Source organism: Vibrio sp. RC2502, assembly GCF_054850435.1.
The window spans coordinates 2,589,521-2,605,617 of the sequence record NZ_CM141453.1 but is presented as its reverse complement, the minus strand read 5'-3'; the positions used below and the strand labels follow the sequence as shown (position 1 = coordinate 2,605,617).

At 45.5% G+C, this 16,097-nt stretch carries 12 protein-coding genes; 9 read left to right on the top strand and 3 right to left on the bottom strand.

Annotated elements, in window-relative coordinates; translation table 11 throughout:
• Positions 1–28 precede the first annotated feature (28 nt).
• The 9 genes from nusA to vmrA all read left to right on the top strand — a co-directional run bounded on the left by nusA (position 29) and on the right by vmrA (position 11,634).
• Positions 29–1,516 carry a transcription termination factor NusA gene (gene nusA / locus ACYJZR_RS12095; RefSeq protein WP_005456069.1) on the top strand — a complete coding sequence of 496 codons (1,488 nt, stop codon included), beginning with the start codon at positions 29–31 and terminating at the stop codon, positions 1,514–1,516.
• A 22-nt stretch (positions 1,517–1,538) separates the two neighbouring features.
• Positions 1,539–4,256, top strand: coding sequence for a translation initiation factor IF-2 (infB, locus tag ACYJZR_RS12090; RefSeq protein WP_005481598.1), 2,718 nt, complete (start codon positions 1,539–1,541; stop codon positions 4,254–4,256).
• A 114-nt stretch (positions 4,257–4,370) separates the two neighbouring features.
• A complete protein-coding gene (gene rbfA / locus ACYJZR_RS12085) occupies positions 4,371–4,766 on the top strand; it encodes a 30S ribosome-binding factor RbfA (RefSeq protein ID WP_005456060.1) in 396 nt (131 codons plus the stop codon).
• Positions 4,766–5,710: a tRNA pseudouridine(55) synthase TruB gene (gene truB / locus ACYJZR_RS12080; RefSeq protein ID WP_020835418.1), complete on the top strand. Its 945-nt coding sequence runs from the start codon at positions 4,766–4,768 to the stop codon at positions 5,708–5,710. Before rbfA ends, truB begins: the two co-directional genes overlap by 1 nt.
• Positions 5,711–5,860: 150 nt before the next feature.
• Positions 5,861–6,130 (top strand): 30S ribosomal protein S15, encoded by a 270-nt coding sequence (rpsO, locus tag ACYJZR_RS12075; protein ID WP_005456110.1) that lies wholly within the window; start codon positions 5,861–5,863, stop codon positions 6,128–6,130.
• A 354-nt stretch (positions 6,131–6,484) separates the two neighbouring features.
• Positions 6,485–8,620 carry a polyribonucleotide nucleotidyltransferase gene (gene pnp / locus ACYJZR_RS12070; RefSeq protein WP_005456067.1) on the top strand — a complete coding sequence of 712 codons (2,136 nt, stop codon included), beginning with the start codon at positions 6,485–6,487 and terminating at the stop codon, positions 8,618–8,620.
• A 179-nt stretch (positions 8,621–8,799) separates the two neighbouring features.
• A complete protein-coding gene (nlpI, locus tag ACYJZR_RS12065; RefSeq protein WP_005481586.1) occupies positions 8,800–9,720 on the top strand; it encodes a lipoprotein NlpI in 921 nt (306 codons plus the stop codon).
• 96 nt (positions 9,721–9,816) lie between these two features.
• Complete coding sequence (locus ACYJZR_RS12060; RefSeq protein WP_024702430.1) at positions 9,817–10,230, top strand: MarR family winged helix-turn-helix transcriptional regulator; 414 nt, start codon at positions 9,817–9,819, stop codon at positions 10,228–10,230.
• Between the two features lie 57 nt (positions 10,231–10,287).
• The gene (vmrA, locus tag ACYJZR_RS12055) at positions 10,288–11,634 is read left to right on the top strand and encodes a sodium-coupled multidrug efflux MATE transporter VmrA (protein WP_017447713.1); all 1,347 of its coding nucleotides are present in this window, start codon (positions 10,288–10,290) and stop codon (positions 11,632–11,634) included.
• Positions 11,635–11,687: 53 nt separating this feature from the next.
• On the opposite strand, the gene ACYJZR_RS12050 is transcribed toward vmrA, so the two are convergent.
• From ACYJZR_RS12050 to ACYJZR_RS12040, 3 genes are all read right to left on the bottom strand, one after another.
• Entirely contained in the window at positions 11,688–12,566 is an 879-nt protein-coding gene (locus ACYJZR_RS12050) for a U32 family peptidase (protein ID WP_025546674.1), read from the bottom strand.
• Between the two features lie 20 nt (positions 12,567–12,586).
• Positions 12,587–13,600: a ubiquinone anaerobic biosynthesis protein UbiU gene (ubiU, locus tag ACYJZR_RS12045; RefSeq protein ID WP_005456088.1), complete on the bottom strand. Its 1,014-nt coding sequence runs from the start codon at positions 13,598–13,600 to the stop codon at positions 12,587–12,589.
• 150 nt (positions 13,601–13,750) lie between these two features.
• On the bottom strand, positions 13,751–15,790 hold the full coding sequence (locus tag ACYJZR_RS12040; RefSeq protein WP_406966155.1) for a sensor domain-containing protein: 2,040 nt from the start codon (positions 15,788–15,790) through the stop codon (positions 13,751–13,753).
• Between the last annotated feature and the right edge of the window lie 307 nt (positions 15,791–16,097).

Here is a 16,097-nt window from a genome sequence, read left to right as displayed (position 1 = left end):
AAAAGTTTAAGCTTAGAGGCTAAATACAATGAGTAAAGAAATTTTAGCGGTAGCAGAAGCGGTATCGAACGAAAAAGCGGTACCTCGTGAGCGTATCTTTGAAGCTCTTGAGATTGCTCTAGCAACTTCTACAAAGAAAAAGTACGAAATCGAAATCGACGTTCGTGTTGCTATTGACCGTAAAACTGGTGAGTTTGTAACTTACCGTCGTTGGTTGGTTGTTGACCAAGTAGAAAGCCCAACAAAAGAGATCTCTCTAGAAGCTGCTCAATATGAAGATGATTCAGTTGAGCTAGGCGATTACGTAGAAGATGAAATCGAATCAGTAACGTTTGACCGTATTACGACTCAAACGGCTAAGCAAGTTATTGTACAAAAAGTTCGTGAAGCTGAACGTGCACAAATCGTTGAGCAATTTATCGACAACGAAGGTGATCTAATCACTGGTGTTGTTAAGAAGGTAAACCGCGACACAATCGTTCTTGACTTAGGTAACAACGCAGAAGCGGTAATCCTACGTGATGACCAACTTCCTCGTGAAAACTTCCGTCCAGGTGACCGTGTACGTGGTCTTCTGTACAAAGTTGCTCCAGAAGCGCGTGGTTTCCAATTGTTTATCACTCGTTCTAAGCCTGAAATGCTTGAAGAACTATTCCGTGTAGAAGTTCCTGAGATCGCTGAAGAAATCATCGAACTGAAAGGTGCTGCTCGTGATCCTGGTTCTCGCGCTAAGATCGCAGTGAAAACAAATGACAAGCGTATTGACCCTGTTGGTGCGTGTGTTGGTATGCGTGGCGCACGTGTACAAGCTGTTTCTGGTGAGCTTGGTGGTGAGCGTATCGATATCGTGCTTTGGGATGATAACCCAGCGCAATTCGTTATCAACGCAATGGCTCCAGCAGACGTAGCTTCTATCATCGTGGATGAAGATGCACACTCAATGGACATCGCAGTTGAAGCCGACAACCTAGCACAGGCTATCGGTCGTAACGGTCAGAACGTACGTTTAGCATCTCAGCTAACGGGTTGGGAACTGAACGTAATGACAGTTGCAGATCTTCAGAAGAAACACGCTGAAGAATCACAAGCATCTATCGAAAACTTCATGAAGTACCTAGACATCGAAGAAGACTTTGCTCAGCTGCTTGTTGAAGAAGGCTTCTCTACTCTAGAAGAAATCGCATACGTTCCAGTTAACGAGCTTCTAGAAATCGACGGCCTAAACGAAGAGCTTGTAGAAGAGCTACGTGGTCGTGCGAAAGACGCGCTAACAACAATTGCATTAGCACAAGAAGAATCTTTTGAAGGTCTAGAACCTGCAGACGATCTACTAGGTCTTGAAGGTCTAGAGCGCGAAATGGCATTCAAACTGGCAGCTAAAGGTGTAGCGACACTGGAAGATCTAGCTGACCAAGGCATTGACGATTTAGAAGGTATCGAAGGCCTGACCGAAGAACGTGCAGGCGAGCTAATTATGGCCGCACGTAACATCTGTTGGTTCGGCGAAGAAGCATAATTTCGGCAAGGAGGAAAGCGGCATGACACAATTAACAGTTAAAGCACTGAGTGATGAGATTGGTACGCCAGTCGACCGCTTGATTGAACAACTTGCTGACGCTGGCATGAAAAAGGCGAGCTCTGACAATGTAACTGATGAAGAGAAGCAAAAGCTTCTCTCTCATCTAAAGAAAGAACACGGTGATAAATCTGGTGATGCAGAGCCGACTCGCCTAACGCTTCAGCGTAAAACTCGTAGTACACTTAGTGTGAATGCGGGTGGTGGTAAGAGTAAGAATGTTCAGGTTGAGGTGCGCAAAAAACGTACATACGTGAAGCGTAGCACAATTGAAGATGAAGCTAAGCGTGAAGCAGAAGAAGTAGCAAAACGTGAAGCAGAAGAAGCAGCAAAACGCGTAGCAGAGGAAACTGCTAAGCGTGAAGCTGAAGAGGCTGCAAAACGTGAAGCTGAAGATGCTGTAAAACGTGAAGCGGAAGAAAAAGCGAAACGCGAAGCTGAAGAAAAAGCGAAGCGCGACGCAGATACGAATGCACAACGTAATGCTGAAGAAAAAGCAAAACGTGATGCTGAAGAGAAAATTAAGCAAGAAGCAGCGCGAAAAGAGGCCGACGAGCTTAAACGTCGTCAGGAAGAAGAAGCTAAGCGTAAGGCTGAAGAGGAAAGTCAGCGCAAGCTTGAGGAAGCTCGCGAATTGGCTGAAAAGAATAAAGAGCGTTGGTCTGCTGCAGAAGAGAAAAAGGGTGATATGGAAGATACAGATTACCATGTAACGACTTCACAATACGCACGTGAAGCCGAAGATGAAGCAGATCGCAAAGAAGAAGCCGGTCGTCGTAATAAGAAGAAGAAAAAACCTTCGACTAAAGACGAGCAGGCACGCAATAGCGGTCGTAGCCAACGTGGCGGTAAAGGCGGCCGTAAAGGTAAGCTAGCTAAACCAACATCAATGCAGCACGGCTTTGATAAGTCGGCGACTGTTGCTAAGCAAGATGTTGTGATTGGCGAAACAATTGTTCTTTCAGAACTTGCTAACAAGATGTCGGTTAAAGCGACAGAAGTTATCAAAGTGATGATGAAGATGGGCGCTATGGCGACTATCAACCAAGTGATCGACCAAGAAACAGCACAGCTTGTTGCTGAAGAAATGGGTCACAAAGTTGTTCTTCGTAAAGAGAACGAACTGGAAGAAGCAGTACTATCTGACCGCGATACTAATGCCGAATCAGTACCTCGTGCTCCAGTTGTTACTATCATGGGTCACGTTGACCACGGTAAAACGTCAACACTTGACTACATCCGTCGTACACACGTTGCTTCAGGCGAAGCGGGTGGTATTACACAGCACATCGGTGCTTACCACGTTGAAACTGAAAACGGTATGATCACGTTCCTTGATACTCCTGGACACGCGGCGTTTACTGCTATGCGTGCTCGTGGTGCTCAAGCGACAGATATCGTTGTTCTTGTAGTTGCAGCAGATGATGGCGTAATGCCACAAACAGTAGAAGCGATCCAGCACGCGAAAGCGGCAGGCGTTCCTTTGATTGTTGCTGTGAACAAGATCGATAAAGAAGATGCGAACCCAGACAACGTTAAGAATGAGCTAGCTCAATACGACGTAATCCCTGAAGAATGGGGCGGTGAGAACATGTTCGTTCACATCTCGGCAAAACAGGGTACAAACATTGATGGTCTGCTAGAAGCAATCCTTCTTCAATCTGAAGTTCTAGAACTTACAGCTGTGAAAGAAGGTATGGCGTCTGGTGTGGTAGTTGAATCTCGTCTTGATAAAGGTCGTGGTCCAGTTGCTACAGTACTAGTTCAATCTGGTACGCTACATAAAGGCGACATCGTACTTTGTGGTCAAGAGTACGGCCGTGTTCGTGCAATGCGCGACGAACTAGGTCAAGAAATCACAGAAGCAGGTCCATCTATTCCTGTAGAGATCCTTGGTCTTTCAGGTGTGCCAGCTTCAGGTGACGAAGCTACTGTAGTACGTGATGAACGTAAAGCGCGTGAAGTTGCTAACTACCGTGCTGGTAAGTTCCGTGAAGTGAAACTTGCTCGTCAGCAGAAATCTAAACTAGAGAACATGTTCTCTAACATGACTGCCGGTGAAGTTGCCGAACTTAACGTTGTTCTTAAAGCTGACGTTCAAGGTTCTGTAGAAGCTATCGCAGACTCACTACTGAAACTATCGACTGACGAAGTGAAAGTGAACATCGTTGGTTCTGGTGTTGGTGGTATTACTGAGACTGACGTAGTACTAGCAGAAGCTTCAAACGCAATCATTCTTGGCTTTAACGTACGTGCTGATGCATCTGCTCGTCGTGCAGTTGAAGCCGCAGCAGTTGACCTACGTTACTACTCAATCATTTACCAATTGATTGACGAAGTGAAACAGGCAATGGGCGGTATGCTTGCTCCAGAATTCAAGCAAGAGATCATTGGTCTTGCTGAAGTTCGTGACGTGTTTAAGTCACCGAAACTGGGCGCAATCGCTGGCTGTATGGTTACTGAAGGTCTAATTAAGCGCAACAACCCTATCCGTGTTCTACGTGATAACGTTGTTATTTACGAAGGTGAACTAGAGTCACTACGTCGCTTTAAAGATGACGTTCAAGAAGTTAAGAATGGCTACGAATGTGGTATCGGCGTTAAGAACTACAATGACGTTCGCGTTGGTGACCAAATCGAAGTATTCGAAATCGTTGAAATTCAACGTACTCTAGACTAATTGACTAAAATTACTCATATTATCTTTGATAGATAAGTAGTAATTGGTTGTTGAATACACCATGGGGGGCTGGCTTTGACCAACCCCCCATTCTTTCTATATAAGAGAAAAGATATGTCAAAAGAATTTAGCCGCACGCAGCGTGTTGCACAGCAGCTGCAAAAAGAATTAGCAATGATCCTTCAACGTGAAGTTCGTGATTCACGTTTGGGTATGGTTACCATTTCCGATGTGGAAGTCTCTCGTGACCTTGCTTACGCAAAAGTGTTCGTGACTTTCCTATGTGTAGGTGAGCAAACACCAGAATCATGCCTAGCGGCACTACGTGAGCATGAAGTTCACATTCGCATGATGCTTGGTAAGCGTATTCGTCTGCGTCTAACTCCAGAAATCCGCTTCTACTACGACAACACGCTCGTAGAAGGTATGCGTATGTCTAACCTAGTAACCGAAGTGGTTAACTCAGACAAGCAGAAGCAAAAGAACTCTGGCCGTGAGGACGAAGAATAATGGCTCGTCGTCGTAAAGGTCGTCCAATTAATGGTGTTATCTTGTTGGATAAACCAACAGGTATCTCTTCCAATGATGCACTGCAAAAAGTAAAGCGAATCTACTTTGCTGAAAAAGCGGGTCACACTGGTGCGTTGGACCCTCTAGCGACGGGTATGTTGCCGATCTGTTTAGGTGAAGCAACCAAGTTTTCTCAGTTCCTACTGGATTCAGACAAACGCTATCGCGTGATCGCGAAACTTGGCGAACGTACTAACACTTCAGACTCTGATGGTGAAGTGGTTGAAACGCGTCCAGTAGATGTGACTCTCGAGAAACTAGAAGCGTGTATTGAGAAGTTCCGTGGCGAATCTGACCAAGTGCCTTCGATGTTTTCTGCTTTGAAATACCAAGGCAAACCTCTGTACGAGTACGCTCGTAAAGGTATCGAAGTTCCACGTGAGTCTCGTAAAATCACCGTTTACGAAATCGTTCTTCACCGTTTTGAAGGTGATGAAGTTGAGATGGAGGTGCACTGTTCAAAAGGCACTTACATTCGTACTATCGTCGATGACTTGGGCGAAATGCTCGGTTGTGGTGCTCACGTAACGATGCTGCGCCGCACAGCTGTAGCCAAGTACCCTTACGAGAAAATGGTGACTCTTGAGCAGCTTAATGAGCTACTTGAGCAAGCTCATCGTGAAGAAATCGCTCCTCGCGAGTTACTCGATCCACTGCTTATGCCAATGGACACTGCAGTTGAAGACTTACCAGAAGTAAACCTAATTCCTGAATTAGCAGATATGGTTCAGCATGGCCAACCGGTTCAAGTATTAGGTGCACCAGAGCAGGGGTCTCTGCGCCTGACTATGGGCGAAGAGCATTTGTTCATCGGTGTTGGTGAAATGAACGATGATGGTAAGATCGCACCAAAACGTTTAGTCGTTTTCCGCGACGAAGAGTAATCTCTATCTCACTTGAAAAATACCGGCATTTAGGCCGGTATTTTTATATTGCGCCTATAAGCAAACTTCCTTATAATTCGCGCTTCTCGTGTCGGCTGAATCAGAGATTGGCTGGCACAAACATTAACTTACTCTTATTAGGAGAGAATTATGTCTCTGAATGCAGAAACTAAAGCAGCAATCGTTGCAGAATACGCACAATCTGAAGGCGACACTGGTTCACCAGAAGTTCAAGTAGCTCTACTTACAGCTTCTATCAACCACCTACAAGGTCACTTCAAAGCTCACAAAGGCGATCACCACAGCCGTCGTGGTCTTCTACGTATGGTTTCTCGCCGTCGTAAGCTTCTAGATTACCTAAAAGGTAAAGATCTAGCTCGCTACCAAGACCTAATCAAGCGTCTAGGCCTACGTCGCTAATAAGCGACTGCATAGCAGTTTGTCAAAAAAGGGGCTTTATGCCCCTTTTTTGTTGCCCCTAATTTATTTTTTGACTGCTATAGCTTAGCCAAATCATCCTTAAGCCGTTATAATACTGGCGGCTTAATCTTTTGATACCGTTCTAGATGAGTGATTAGTCGCTGTTTAGTCTGGTATATTAGATTTTTATTAAACTCATAGCATTACAGTCAACCTCGTCGACCAAAAGGTCGCGGCTATTAAAAAGAAATTTAGGTAAGTTTCTTTTCACTAGTCGCGATTCGTAATGCCTTGAGTGTTTATTAACACACCTAAGCGGCTATTTATCGGTGCGCTTAGAAACAAGGAATAACAATGTTCGAAAAACCAGTTGTTAAAACGTTCCAGTACGGTAACCACACGGTTACTCTAGAAACTGGCGTTATCGCACGTCAAGCTACAGCAGCAGTTATGGTTACAATGGACGATACAGCAGTATTCGTTTCAGTTGTTGGTAAAAAAGAAGCAGTAGCGGGTCAAGATTTCTTCCCTCTAACTGTAAACTACCAAGAGCGTACTTACGCTGCAGGTAAAATCCCAGGTGGCTTCTTCAAACGTGAAGGTCGTCCATCTGAAGGCGAAACGCTAACAGCTCGTCTAATCGACCGTCCAATCCGTCCACTATTCCCGGACGCGTTCAAAAATGAAGTGCAAGTTATTGCAACGGTTGTATCTGTAAACCCAGACGTTCAACCAGATATCCCAACAATGATTGGTACATCTGCGGCTCTTGCTATCTCTGGTATTCCATTCAATGGTCCTATCGGTGCAGCGCGTGTTGGTCACATCGATGGTCAGCTAGTTCTTAACCCTAGCCAAACTGAGCTAAACGCATCGCGTCTAGATCTAGTGGTTGCAGGTACAGAGTCTGCGGTACTAATGGTTGAGTCAGAAGCTGACAACCTAACTGAAGAAGAAATGCTAGCAGCAGTTGTGTTCGGCCACGATCAACAACAAGTTGTAATCAACGCTATCAACGAGTTCAAAGCTGAAGTTGCTACTCCAGCTTGGGATTGGGTTGCTCCAGAAGAAAATACAGCACTTAAGACTAAGATTGCTGAACTTGCGGAAGCTAAGCTTGTTGAGGCTTACCAAATCACTGAGAAAATGGCTCGTTACGACCGCATCCATGAGATTGCAGCAGAAGTAAACGAAGCACTGCTTGCTCAAGATCCTGAAGCGGATACTAAAGAAATCCACACAATCTTCCACGATCTAGAGAAGACTGTTGTACGTCGTAGCATCATCGCGGGTAACCCTCGTATCGATGGTCGTGAGAAAGACATGGTTCGTGCGCTAGACGTACGCACTGGTGTTCTTCCACGTACACACGGCTCTGCGCTATTCACTCGTGGTGAAACTCAGGCCCTAGTTACTGCGACTCTAGGTACTCAACGTGATGCACAAATCATCGATGAGCTAACTGGTGAGCGTAAAGATCACTTCCTACTACACTACAACTTCCCTCCATACTGTGTGGGTGAGACTGGTTTCGTAGGTTCTCCTAAGCGTCGTGAAATCGGCCACGGTAAACTGGCTAAGCGTGGTATTGCAGCTGTAATGCCATCTGTTGACGAGTTCCCATACACAGTTCGCGTTGTATCAGAAATCACGGAATCTAACGGTTCATCTTCAATGGCTTCTGTATGTGGTACATCTCTAGCACTTATGGATGCTGGTGTGCCAATCAAAGCATCTGTTGCGGGTATCGCGATGGGTCTTGTGAAAGAAGGCGATGACTTTGTTGTTCTTTCTGACATCCTTGGCGACGAAGACCACCTAGGTGACATGGACTTTAAAGTAGCAGGTACTAGCACTGGTGTTACTGCACTTCAAATGGACATCAAGATCGAAGGTATCACTAAAGAGATCATGCAAATTGCGCTTAACCAAGCACAAGGCGCACGTAAGCACATCCTATCTGTAATGGATGAAGCGCTTGCTGGTGCTCGTGACGATATCTCTGAGTTCGCTCCGCGTATCCACACAATGAAGATCAGCGCAGAGAAGATCAAAGACGTTATCGGTAAAGGTGGTGCAGTTATCCGTGCTCTAACTGAAGAGACTGGTACAACTATCGAAATCGAAGACGACGGTACAATCAAGATTGCAGCAACTGAAGGTGCAGCAGCGAAAGAAGCTATCCGCCGTATCGAAGAGATCACTGCTGAAGTTGAAGTAGGCCGTATCTACACTGGTAAAGTGGCTCGTCTAGCTGATTTTGGTGCGTTTGTAACGGTTCTACCAGGTAAAGATGGTCTAGTACACATTTCTCAAATCGCTGAAAAACGCGTTGAGAAAGTGTCTGACTACCTAACTGAAGGTCAAGAAGTTCAAGTTAAAGTTCTTGAAATCGACCGTCAAGGCCGTGTACGTCTAAGCATGAAAGAAGCGGTAGAAAAGCCTGCTGAAGAAGCAGCGGCAGAAGCACCAGCAGCGAAAGAAGAGTAATCTGAAACTCGCCTTTCGGTCTTTTATTAGCTTAAGAGCCTGAAAGCATGCTATAAAGGGGAGCATTTTCGCTCCCTTTTTTTTGGCCTGTTTCGAGGAGTTTGACCTCAAATGAGGTTATTTATCCTATAGTGCATTAAGGAAACAGACCCAGGCGGTCCAAACAGGAGTATCAATTAGTGAAATGGTTTCAAACCGCAAGTTTATGTGTTGCTATAGCGCTGACCGGTTGTGCAAATACTTCTCAGCATTCAGCACTGAAGTGGCTTTACCCACCAATGGCTGTGCCTTTACAACCGAGCGTTCAACAAGAAGTTCAAATTGCGCGTTTATCACAACTACTGCAGCGCCCTGATCTCAGCGATGAAGTGCGTGCCAAAATGCACTATGAACGTGGTAATTACTACGACAGTGTTGGCTTGCGTGACCTTGCTCGTTTGGATTTCAACCAATCATTGCAGTTGAACCCAGCTCAGCCAGATATATTTAATCTTCTCGGCGTTTACTTTACTCAGGTTGGAGAGTTTGATGCGGCATACGAAGCATTTGATTCAACACTCGAACTTGCACCAGATAACTCTTACGCAGAGCGCAATCGGGCGATAGCGCTATACTACGGCGGTCGTATTGATTTGGCCTTAGAAGATATGACCAAGCATTATCAAGAGATGCCAAGCGATCCATTTCGCGCATTGTGGTTATACATCATTGAAGCGGATCAAAACCCTGAGCAAGCAAAAGCAAACCTTCAGCAGCGTTACCAACAAGATCGCAGTGAAGAATGGGGTTGGGTGTTAGTCGCTCTTATGCTACGCGATGTTTCTGATGAAGCGGCTCTTGCTGCGATTATGGATGGGACGCGAGAAAACTATCGCCTTGCTCAGCGATTGACGGAAACCTATTTTTATCTCGGTAAACGTCATCAATTGGAAGGTGACATCGCCAGCGCGATTTCGTTGTATAAGCTCGCCATTTCGTTGAATGTGTACGAGTATGTTGAGCATCGTTACTCTTTCTTGGAGTTAGCACAAATTTATGACCAACTTCAGCAAGATAGGTTGGCCAAGCTAAAAGCCGCCGAGCAACAAGAACAGCAATAATGATAAAGCCGCTTCCATAAGCGGCTTTTTTACGCTTGATGATTGAGATAACTCGCTTTAGAATAGTTAGCCTTGCTAACTAATTGGTGAATCTTTATGGCTTTAGAAGAGAGTTTGATCGATTTGGAGCGTTTTTGCGCCAAAGCTTGGCGTGTTTACGCTAAAGAAGATCCATTGTCTCATCTTAGCTTTAACGAATTTGATTACTTACGCGTAATTCAGGTGTTTCCTGAAGGCGTTCGTATTACTGATCTTGCTGACGAGTTACAGGTAACCAAACCTTCTGCCTCCAATATGGTGGTGCGTTTAGAAAAGAAAGGGTTAGTGAAGCGTATTGCTTGCAATGAAGATGCTCGTGCAAAGCGTGTCTTATTGACGGAAGAGGTCGCTGAAAAAATGTCTTTAGAACAAATTGTTTATAAGGATATTTCGGATCAAATGATGCTAAAGCTAAACGAACAAGAAGCCAAACAATTGCAGTCGTTACTCAATAAAGCGCTTGGAAATTAATTCAAAAATTCATTTATTTAACTATTTAGTTAGCTTTGCTAACTATTGGTGAGAATCATGCAAAACTCCATTTATAAACAGTTTTGGAAATATACCATTCCAACTGTCGCAGCCATGTTGGTCAATGGGCTGTACCAAGTCGTCGACGGTATTTTTATTGGCCGTTACGTCGGCGCTGACGGATTGGCGGGCATCAATGTCGCTTGGCCAGTGATTGGTAGCATTCTGGGAATAGGGATGATGGTTGGTGTGGGAACGGGAGCCCTGACTTCCATCAAGCAAGGAGAGCAAGATCAACAAGGTGCGAAACGGGTCTTAACCACAGGCTTGTTATTTTTGTTGGCCCTGATGCCTATTGTCGCAACGATTCTATTTTTCTTTGCTGATGACTTTATTCGTTGGCAAGGCGCTCAGGGGCGAGTGTACGAGTTGGGCTTGCAATATCTCCAGATACTAATCGTCGCGTGTATTTTTTCACTTGGCTCTATTGCGGTTCCATTCTTGCTACGTAACGACAACAGCCCTAACTTAGCTACAATTTTGATGGTGATAGGTGCAATCATTAATATTGTGTTGGACTATGTTTTCATTGCTTGGATGAACTGGGAGCTAACAGGAGCGGCTATTGCGACCGCATTGGCACAGATGGTTGTCACCGTGCTAGGTGTGGGCTACTTCTTCTCTTCTAAAGCGAAGTTACGTCTAACATTTAGAGAGTTGAAAGTGCAATTGGATGCTATTCCTAAAATTGTGCTTATCGGGACATCCAGCTTTTTTATGTACGCTTATGGATCTACGATGGTAGCTCTGCACAACGCGTTATTCGCACAATACGGCAGCCCGCTTTTGATCGGCGCTTACGCCATTTTAGGCTATATCGTGACGGTCTATTATCTCGTGGCGGAAGGCATTGCCAATGGTATGCAGCCTTTGGTGAGCTACAACCATGGCGCACGAAATCAAGATAACATTCGTAAGTTGCTACAAATTGCTATGGGGACATCGGTTTTAGGTGGTGTTGTGTTCGTGGTATTGATGAACCTTTTCCCGTACCAGCTCGTATCCGTCTTTAATGACGCGGATCAGCAGCTTATCGAAAGTGCTGTGGTGGGAATTCGTCTCCACATGTTCGCACTGTTTCTGGATGGTTTCTTAGTGGTAGCAGGGGCTTACTATCAATCGGTCAACAAAGGCAGTAAGGCGATGTTTGTGACGGTGGGCAATATGCTTATCCAACTGCCGTTCTTGTTCATCATGCCAAAACTGTTGGGTGTGACAGGCATTTGGATTGCATTCCCGCTATCCAACATTGCGTTAAGTCTGGTTGTGATGAGTATGCTTTGGCGTGATATCAAAAAGTTGATGGTGGATAGCCCAGTAGAACCGAGCATCCAAGCGTCTTAAGTTGGTAGCAGAAAAGCGAGGCTAGTGCCTCGCTTTTTACTTTGTCGGAAGAGTTAAATGTTCTTCACTTCTAAACCAGCCAATTGATGCCAGTAACCGTTGCATTGGCGGCTTGATAGTTTGTCTGGGTCTGAGCCTTGCTCGTTAGAACGGAAGCGATCCAATTCTGAGAAGGTACTTACGCCTAATGGACTCAAGCGAACGACATCAACGAGTCCTTGCATGCTTGGCAGATCGTTGATCAGGTTGTAACAGTAGCCCGATTGCGTTTGGATGCCATTTAAGTTGAAGACTTCTTGTCCCTCTTGGCTGCTTACTTGGATACCGGTTGGGTATTTGATGCAGCAAGTTTCGCAATCATCCTTCGCTTTATTTTCTGCACGCGCCGTGAAGCAGCGAGCCGAGTAGGCTAATGGCAAATAGCCGTGGCTAAAGACTTCGACTTCGAATTTGTTACGAATCCCTAAGTCTTCACATTGTGTCAGAGTATCGCTTAGCCATTCACGAGATAGCTCAACCGGCATACACCAACGAGTCATCCCTTGTTTTAAAAACAGGTTCAAGGTGTGTGCGTTGTAAGTGTTAATTGCTGGGCCAACGACAAATGGGACTTTGTGTTCAGACGCCAGTTGAACTGCGGACACGTCATTTGCTTCAATCGCAAAGTCACCATTATCGATATACTTCTTCATGATATTGACTTCGCTTGGTGCTTCCAACAATGCCATGGTGGAAAGCACCACTTGCTTACCGGATGCCGATAGGTCTTTGGCAATATCGAACCAATGAGCAGGTTTCATCTCGCGACGTTTTGAACAAACGGTTTCACCCAAGTAGATAATGTCTGCCGAGCTTTCTTTTGCTTGTAAGTAAAATGCTTCGATATCTTGTTTTGGCCAGAAGTAGAGCAGTGGGCCAAGTGCGTATTTCATTGAATTTTCCATCTTAACCTCTACTGCCATTTACGGTGGTATGCACCCAGCGTGGTTTGCGTACCTTCAGAAACGTTCGCCAGGGCGGCATCCCAAGCTGCTTCGACTTGGTAAGCTTCTGGGTTTGCTTGGTAACGATCAATTGCTGCGCGCCAAGTGCGAGTAACTTGCTCTACATAGGCAGGGCTGCGTTGACGGCCTTCAATTTTTACCGACGCTACGTTTGCTGCAAACAGTTCAGGAAGCATAGAGAGAGTATTTAAACTGGTTGGTTCTTCCAGCGCGTGGTAACGTTTTTTCTCGCCTTCAATTTCAGCTTCAAAGCGCCCTTTACAAAGCGTTGGATAGCCTGCATTTTCACCCGCGCAGTAACGGTCGATCAAAATGTTGTTTAATCGAGACTCCAAGCCTTGTTCAGTTTCTTGCCAGCGCACGTATTTCGCTGGAGAGCAGGCTCCGACCGTATTTGGTGATTCACCCGTCATGTAAGACGACAAGTAACAACGACCTTCAGACATGATGCACAGACTGCCAAACGCAAATACTTCCAGCTCGACATCACTGGTGATGTTACGCGACAGTTGTTTCACCTGATGAATGGACAACACACGAGGCAATACCACACGTTTAACGTTGAAGTTTTGCTTGTAGAAATCAATTGCAGCTACGTTGGTAGCAGAAGCTTGCACGGAAAGGTGTAGCTCAAGCTCAGGGTATTTGCGAGCAGCGTACTCAAGAACAGCAATGTCAGCGACAATCAGTGCATCTACGCCCAATGCCGCTGCGTTATCGACGGCGTTCGTCCAGCGTTCAAAACCGTTTGGATGAGCAAAGGTATTGAGTGCAACGTGGATCTTTTTGTTGTGGTCATGCACATATTGCACGGCCTTTTCTAGTTTTTTACCGTTGAAGTTCAAACCAGCAAAGTGACGCGCGTTGGTATCGTCTTTGAAGCCGATGTACACGGCATCTGCACCGCAATCAATCGCGGTTTTTAGCGCAGGCAGGTTACCCGCAGGACACAAGAGTTCCATATGCTCACAATCATAGAGAAGGAAAAGGTGCCCGCATTTTATGAAGAATTATGAATAGCTAATTTGACCTAAGTTAGGTTTAGCTCAATAAACTCAATATTTACCCCTTGAGAGTAGGGGTAAAGGTTTGATTTGACGAAGTAGGGGGGATCAGTTTTTGTGGCGGCGGTTTTGCACAAACAACTCTTCGATTTCATGTTTTGGCTGAGGTCGGTAGAAATGAAAACCTTGAATCGAGTTGCATTGAAGGTTGGAAAGCAAAGTAGCTTGCTGATGCGTTTCTACGCCTTCTGCAACGACCGTTAATTCCAAAGATTTGCCCAAGTTGATGATGTTCTCGATGACGGTCACCTGTTTTGGCAGGGCATCAATGTCATTAATGAACGCACGGTCGATTTTTAGTTCATCAATCGGGAAACGAGCTAAATAAGACAGCGACGAGTACCCAGTACCAAAGTCGTCGATCGACAAAGCAAAGCCCAGCTTTTTAATCGCATTCAGCATTTGCAGCGTATGTTCGCTGTCACTCATCACCGCGCTTTCCGTTAGCTCAAACGTGATGCAACTTGGATCAAGTTCGGTTGTGCGCAGCAGCTTCTCCATAAAGTCGATCAACTGAGGGTTGCCAAACTGTTCTGGAGACAGGTTGATCGCGACGCGACCCGGCAAAATGCCTTGTTGTTTCCAGCGTTTTACGGTGTTGAATACATCACGCATCACCACGCGGCCCAGATGCTCAATCAAACCTGCTCGTTCCGCCACAGGAATAAATGATCCTGGGCTAATGTAGCCCTCAACCGGATGTTTCCAACGTACTAAAGCCTCTGCGCCATTGATACTGAAATCACGGGCGTTCACTTTGGGTTGATACCAAACTTCAAGACCATTTTGCTGCAGGGCTTTTTGCAGTTCGATTTCGAGCCACAAACGCATACGCGCTTCTTTGTTCATTTGGTCATTGAATTTGATCAGACGGTTTCGTCCGCGATCTTTGGCTTCGTACATCGCGGTATCGGCGTTTTGTAGCAAGATACGAGCATCCTGCCCATCTTCCGGATAGCGGACGCTACCAATTGAGCAGGCAAGACGTTTACTGAAGTGGTGCAGATCAAAAGGTTGGTTTATCAACGAAATAATGCGATCTGATAACACTTCTGCCATGCGCGAGTTTTCTGGCTCTGGAAGGATGATGCCGAACTCATCACCGCCAAGATGGCCGATGATCGCTTGGTTTGGCAGCAGTCGTTTTAAACGCGCAGAAACTTCTTGGATGACTTTGTCACCGATGTGATGACCCAGCGAGTCATTAATGTTCTTAAAGTTATCGATATCGAGGTAAAACACCAATAGCGGTGTTTGGCTTTTGATCAGTTGTTCTAGGCGCTTGGTGAAACCAAATCGGTTATACAGTTTGGTTAAAGAGTCGATATGAGAATCTTCACTGGAGGCTGACGACAAGTGTTTTGGTGTGTCATCCGCATCTTGGATAAGAATAATTTGAGATTCACTGCCTAGAATTGCCGTCGAGTCCGCATGCAATTGGACTTTGCGCTCAAATCCGCAACGCGCGCTAGTCAGGCAAACAAACGGTTTGTCCGAAATAAGCGTGCTGAGTCGGTGACTGAAAACTTTTTTGGTGTTTTCGTCGATGAACAAGCGAGAGAGCTCTTCACCGAGTAGCTCGTGAGGGGAGTTAAGCCCAAGCAGACGAGCCGAGGCAGGGTTTGCTGAGATGATGGTGTCATCTTCAATCAGCAGCAGGCCATCGGGCAATAGTTGGGTCAGCTTGGCAAATTTGTTTTCGGATTCTTCCAGAGAGCGGACAAGAATTTGCTTTTCGGAGGTGTCGACGGCGTGAAACACCACGAAACGTACCTCGTTACCTTCATACACTGGTGACAAACTAAAGTGAAGGCTGGTCTCTAAATCGGTTTCATCTAAGGTAATTTCAGCTTCGACATGCACACCTTTGAATGCGCGTTGGTAGTAAGGTGCCAGCTTCTTATAAAACTGTTCACCTAGCACCTGACAATCGTTTAACCCGATGATTTCTTCATGATTTAAGCCTGCAATATCGCAATAGCGGTCACTCACCATTCGATAATTGTGTTTTTTATCAAGAATGGCAAAAAAGAAAGGGCTATTTGAGGTTAGCGTGGCAAACCAATGTTGTAATTGCTGGGAAGGCATTAGGGTATTACCGATCTCCAATGAGCCAGATTAATTCGTCCGTGTAATCAAAAGCGCTACCCTGGCGAACATGCCGCCGTGCTTCTCAAGCCTGCATAGAGAGTCATTTTTAAGTGGTTGACTCGGCTTTATTCTGTGACTTGATATCACGAGGATACGCTCGGATAACTATAACTTTGAAAATACGGTTATTAAAGCGTTTATCAAGCTGTTCGCATCAATAATACACGTAAGGTCAAAAAACGACACGTTAGTGGACAATAAACCACCAACTGAAAACAAACAGTTTATTGATACATAACAGGTA

What these genes read in the sequence shown, in the direction of transcription:
- infB (WP_005481598.1), top strand. Translation starts at nt 1,539, where the DNA reads ATGACACAATTAACAGTTAAAGCACTGAGTGATGAGATTGGTACGCCA.
- rpsO (WP_005456110.1), top strand. Translation starts at nt 5,861, where the DNA reads ATGTCTCTGAATGCAGAAACTAAAGCAGCAATCGTTGCAGAATACGCA.
- nusA (WP_005456069.1), top strand. Translation starts at nt 29, where the DNA reads ATGAGTAAAGAAATTTTAGCGGTAGCAGAAGCGGTATCGAACGAAAAA.
- ACYJZR_RS12060 (WP_024702430.1), top strand. Translation starts at nt 9,817, where the DNA reads ATGGCTTTAGAAGAGAGTTTGATCGATTTGGAGCGTTTTTGCGCCAAA.
- pnp (WP_005456067.1), top strand. Translation starts at nt 6,485, where the DNA reads ATGTTCGAAAAACCAGTTGTTAAAACGTTCCAGTACGGTAACCACACG.
- rbfA (WP_005456060.1), top strand. Translation starts at nt 4,371, where the DNA reads ATGTCAAAAGAATTTAGCCGCACGCAGCGTGTTGCACAGCAGCTGCAA.
- ubiU (WP_005456088.1), bottom strand. Translation starts at nt 13,600, where the DNA reads ATGGAACTCTTGTGTCCTGCGGGTAACCTGCCTGCGCTAAAAACCGCG.
- truB (WP_020835418.1), top strand. Translation starts at nt 4,766, where the DNA reads ATGGCTCGTCGTCGTAAAGGTCGTCCAATTAATGGTGTTATCTTGTTG.
- ACYJZR_RS12040 (WP_406966155.1), bottom strand. Translation starts at nt 15,790, where the DNA reads ATGCCTTCCCAGCAATTACAACATTGGTTTGCCACGCTAACCTCAAAT.
- vmrA (WP_017447713.1), top strand. Translation starts at nt 10,288, where the DNA reads ATGCAAAACTCCATTTATAAACAGTTTTGGAAATATACCATTCCAACT.
- ACYJZR_RS12050 (WP_025546674.1), bottom strand. Translation starts at nt 12,566, where the DNA reads ATGAAATACGCACTTGGCCCACTGCTCTACTTCTGGCCAAAACAAGAT.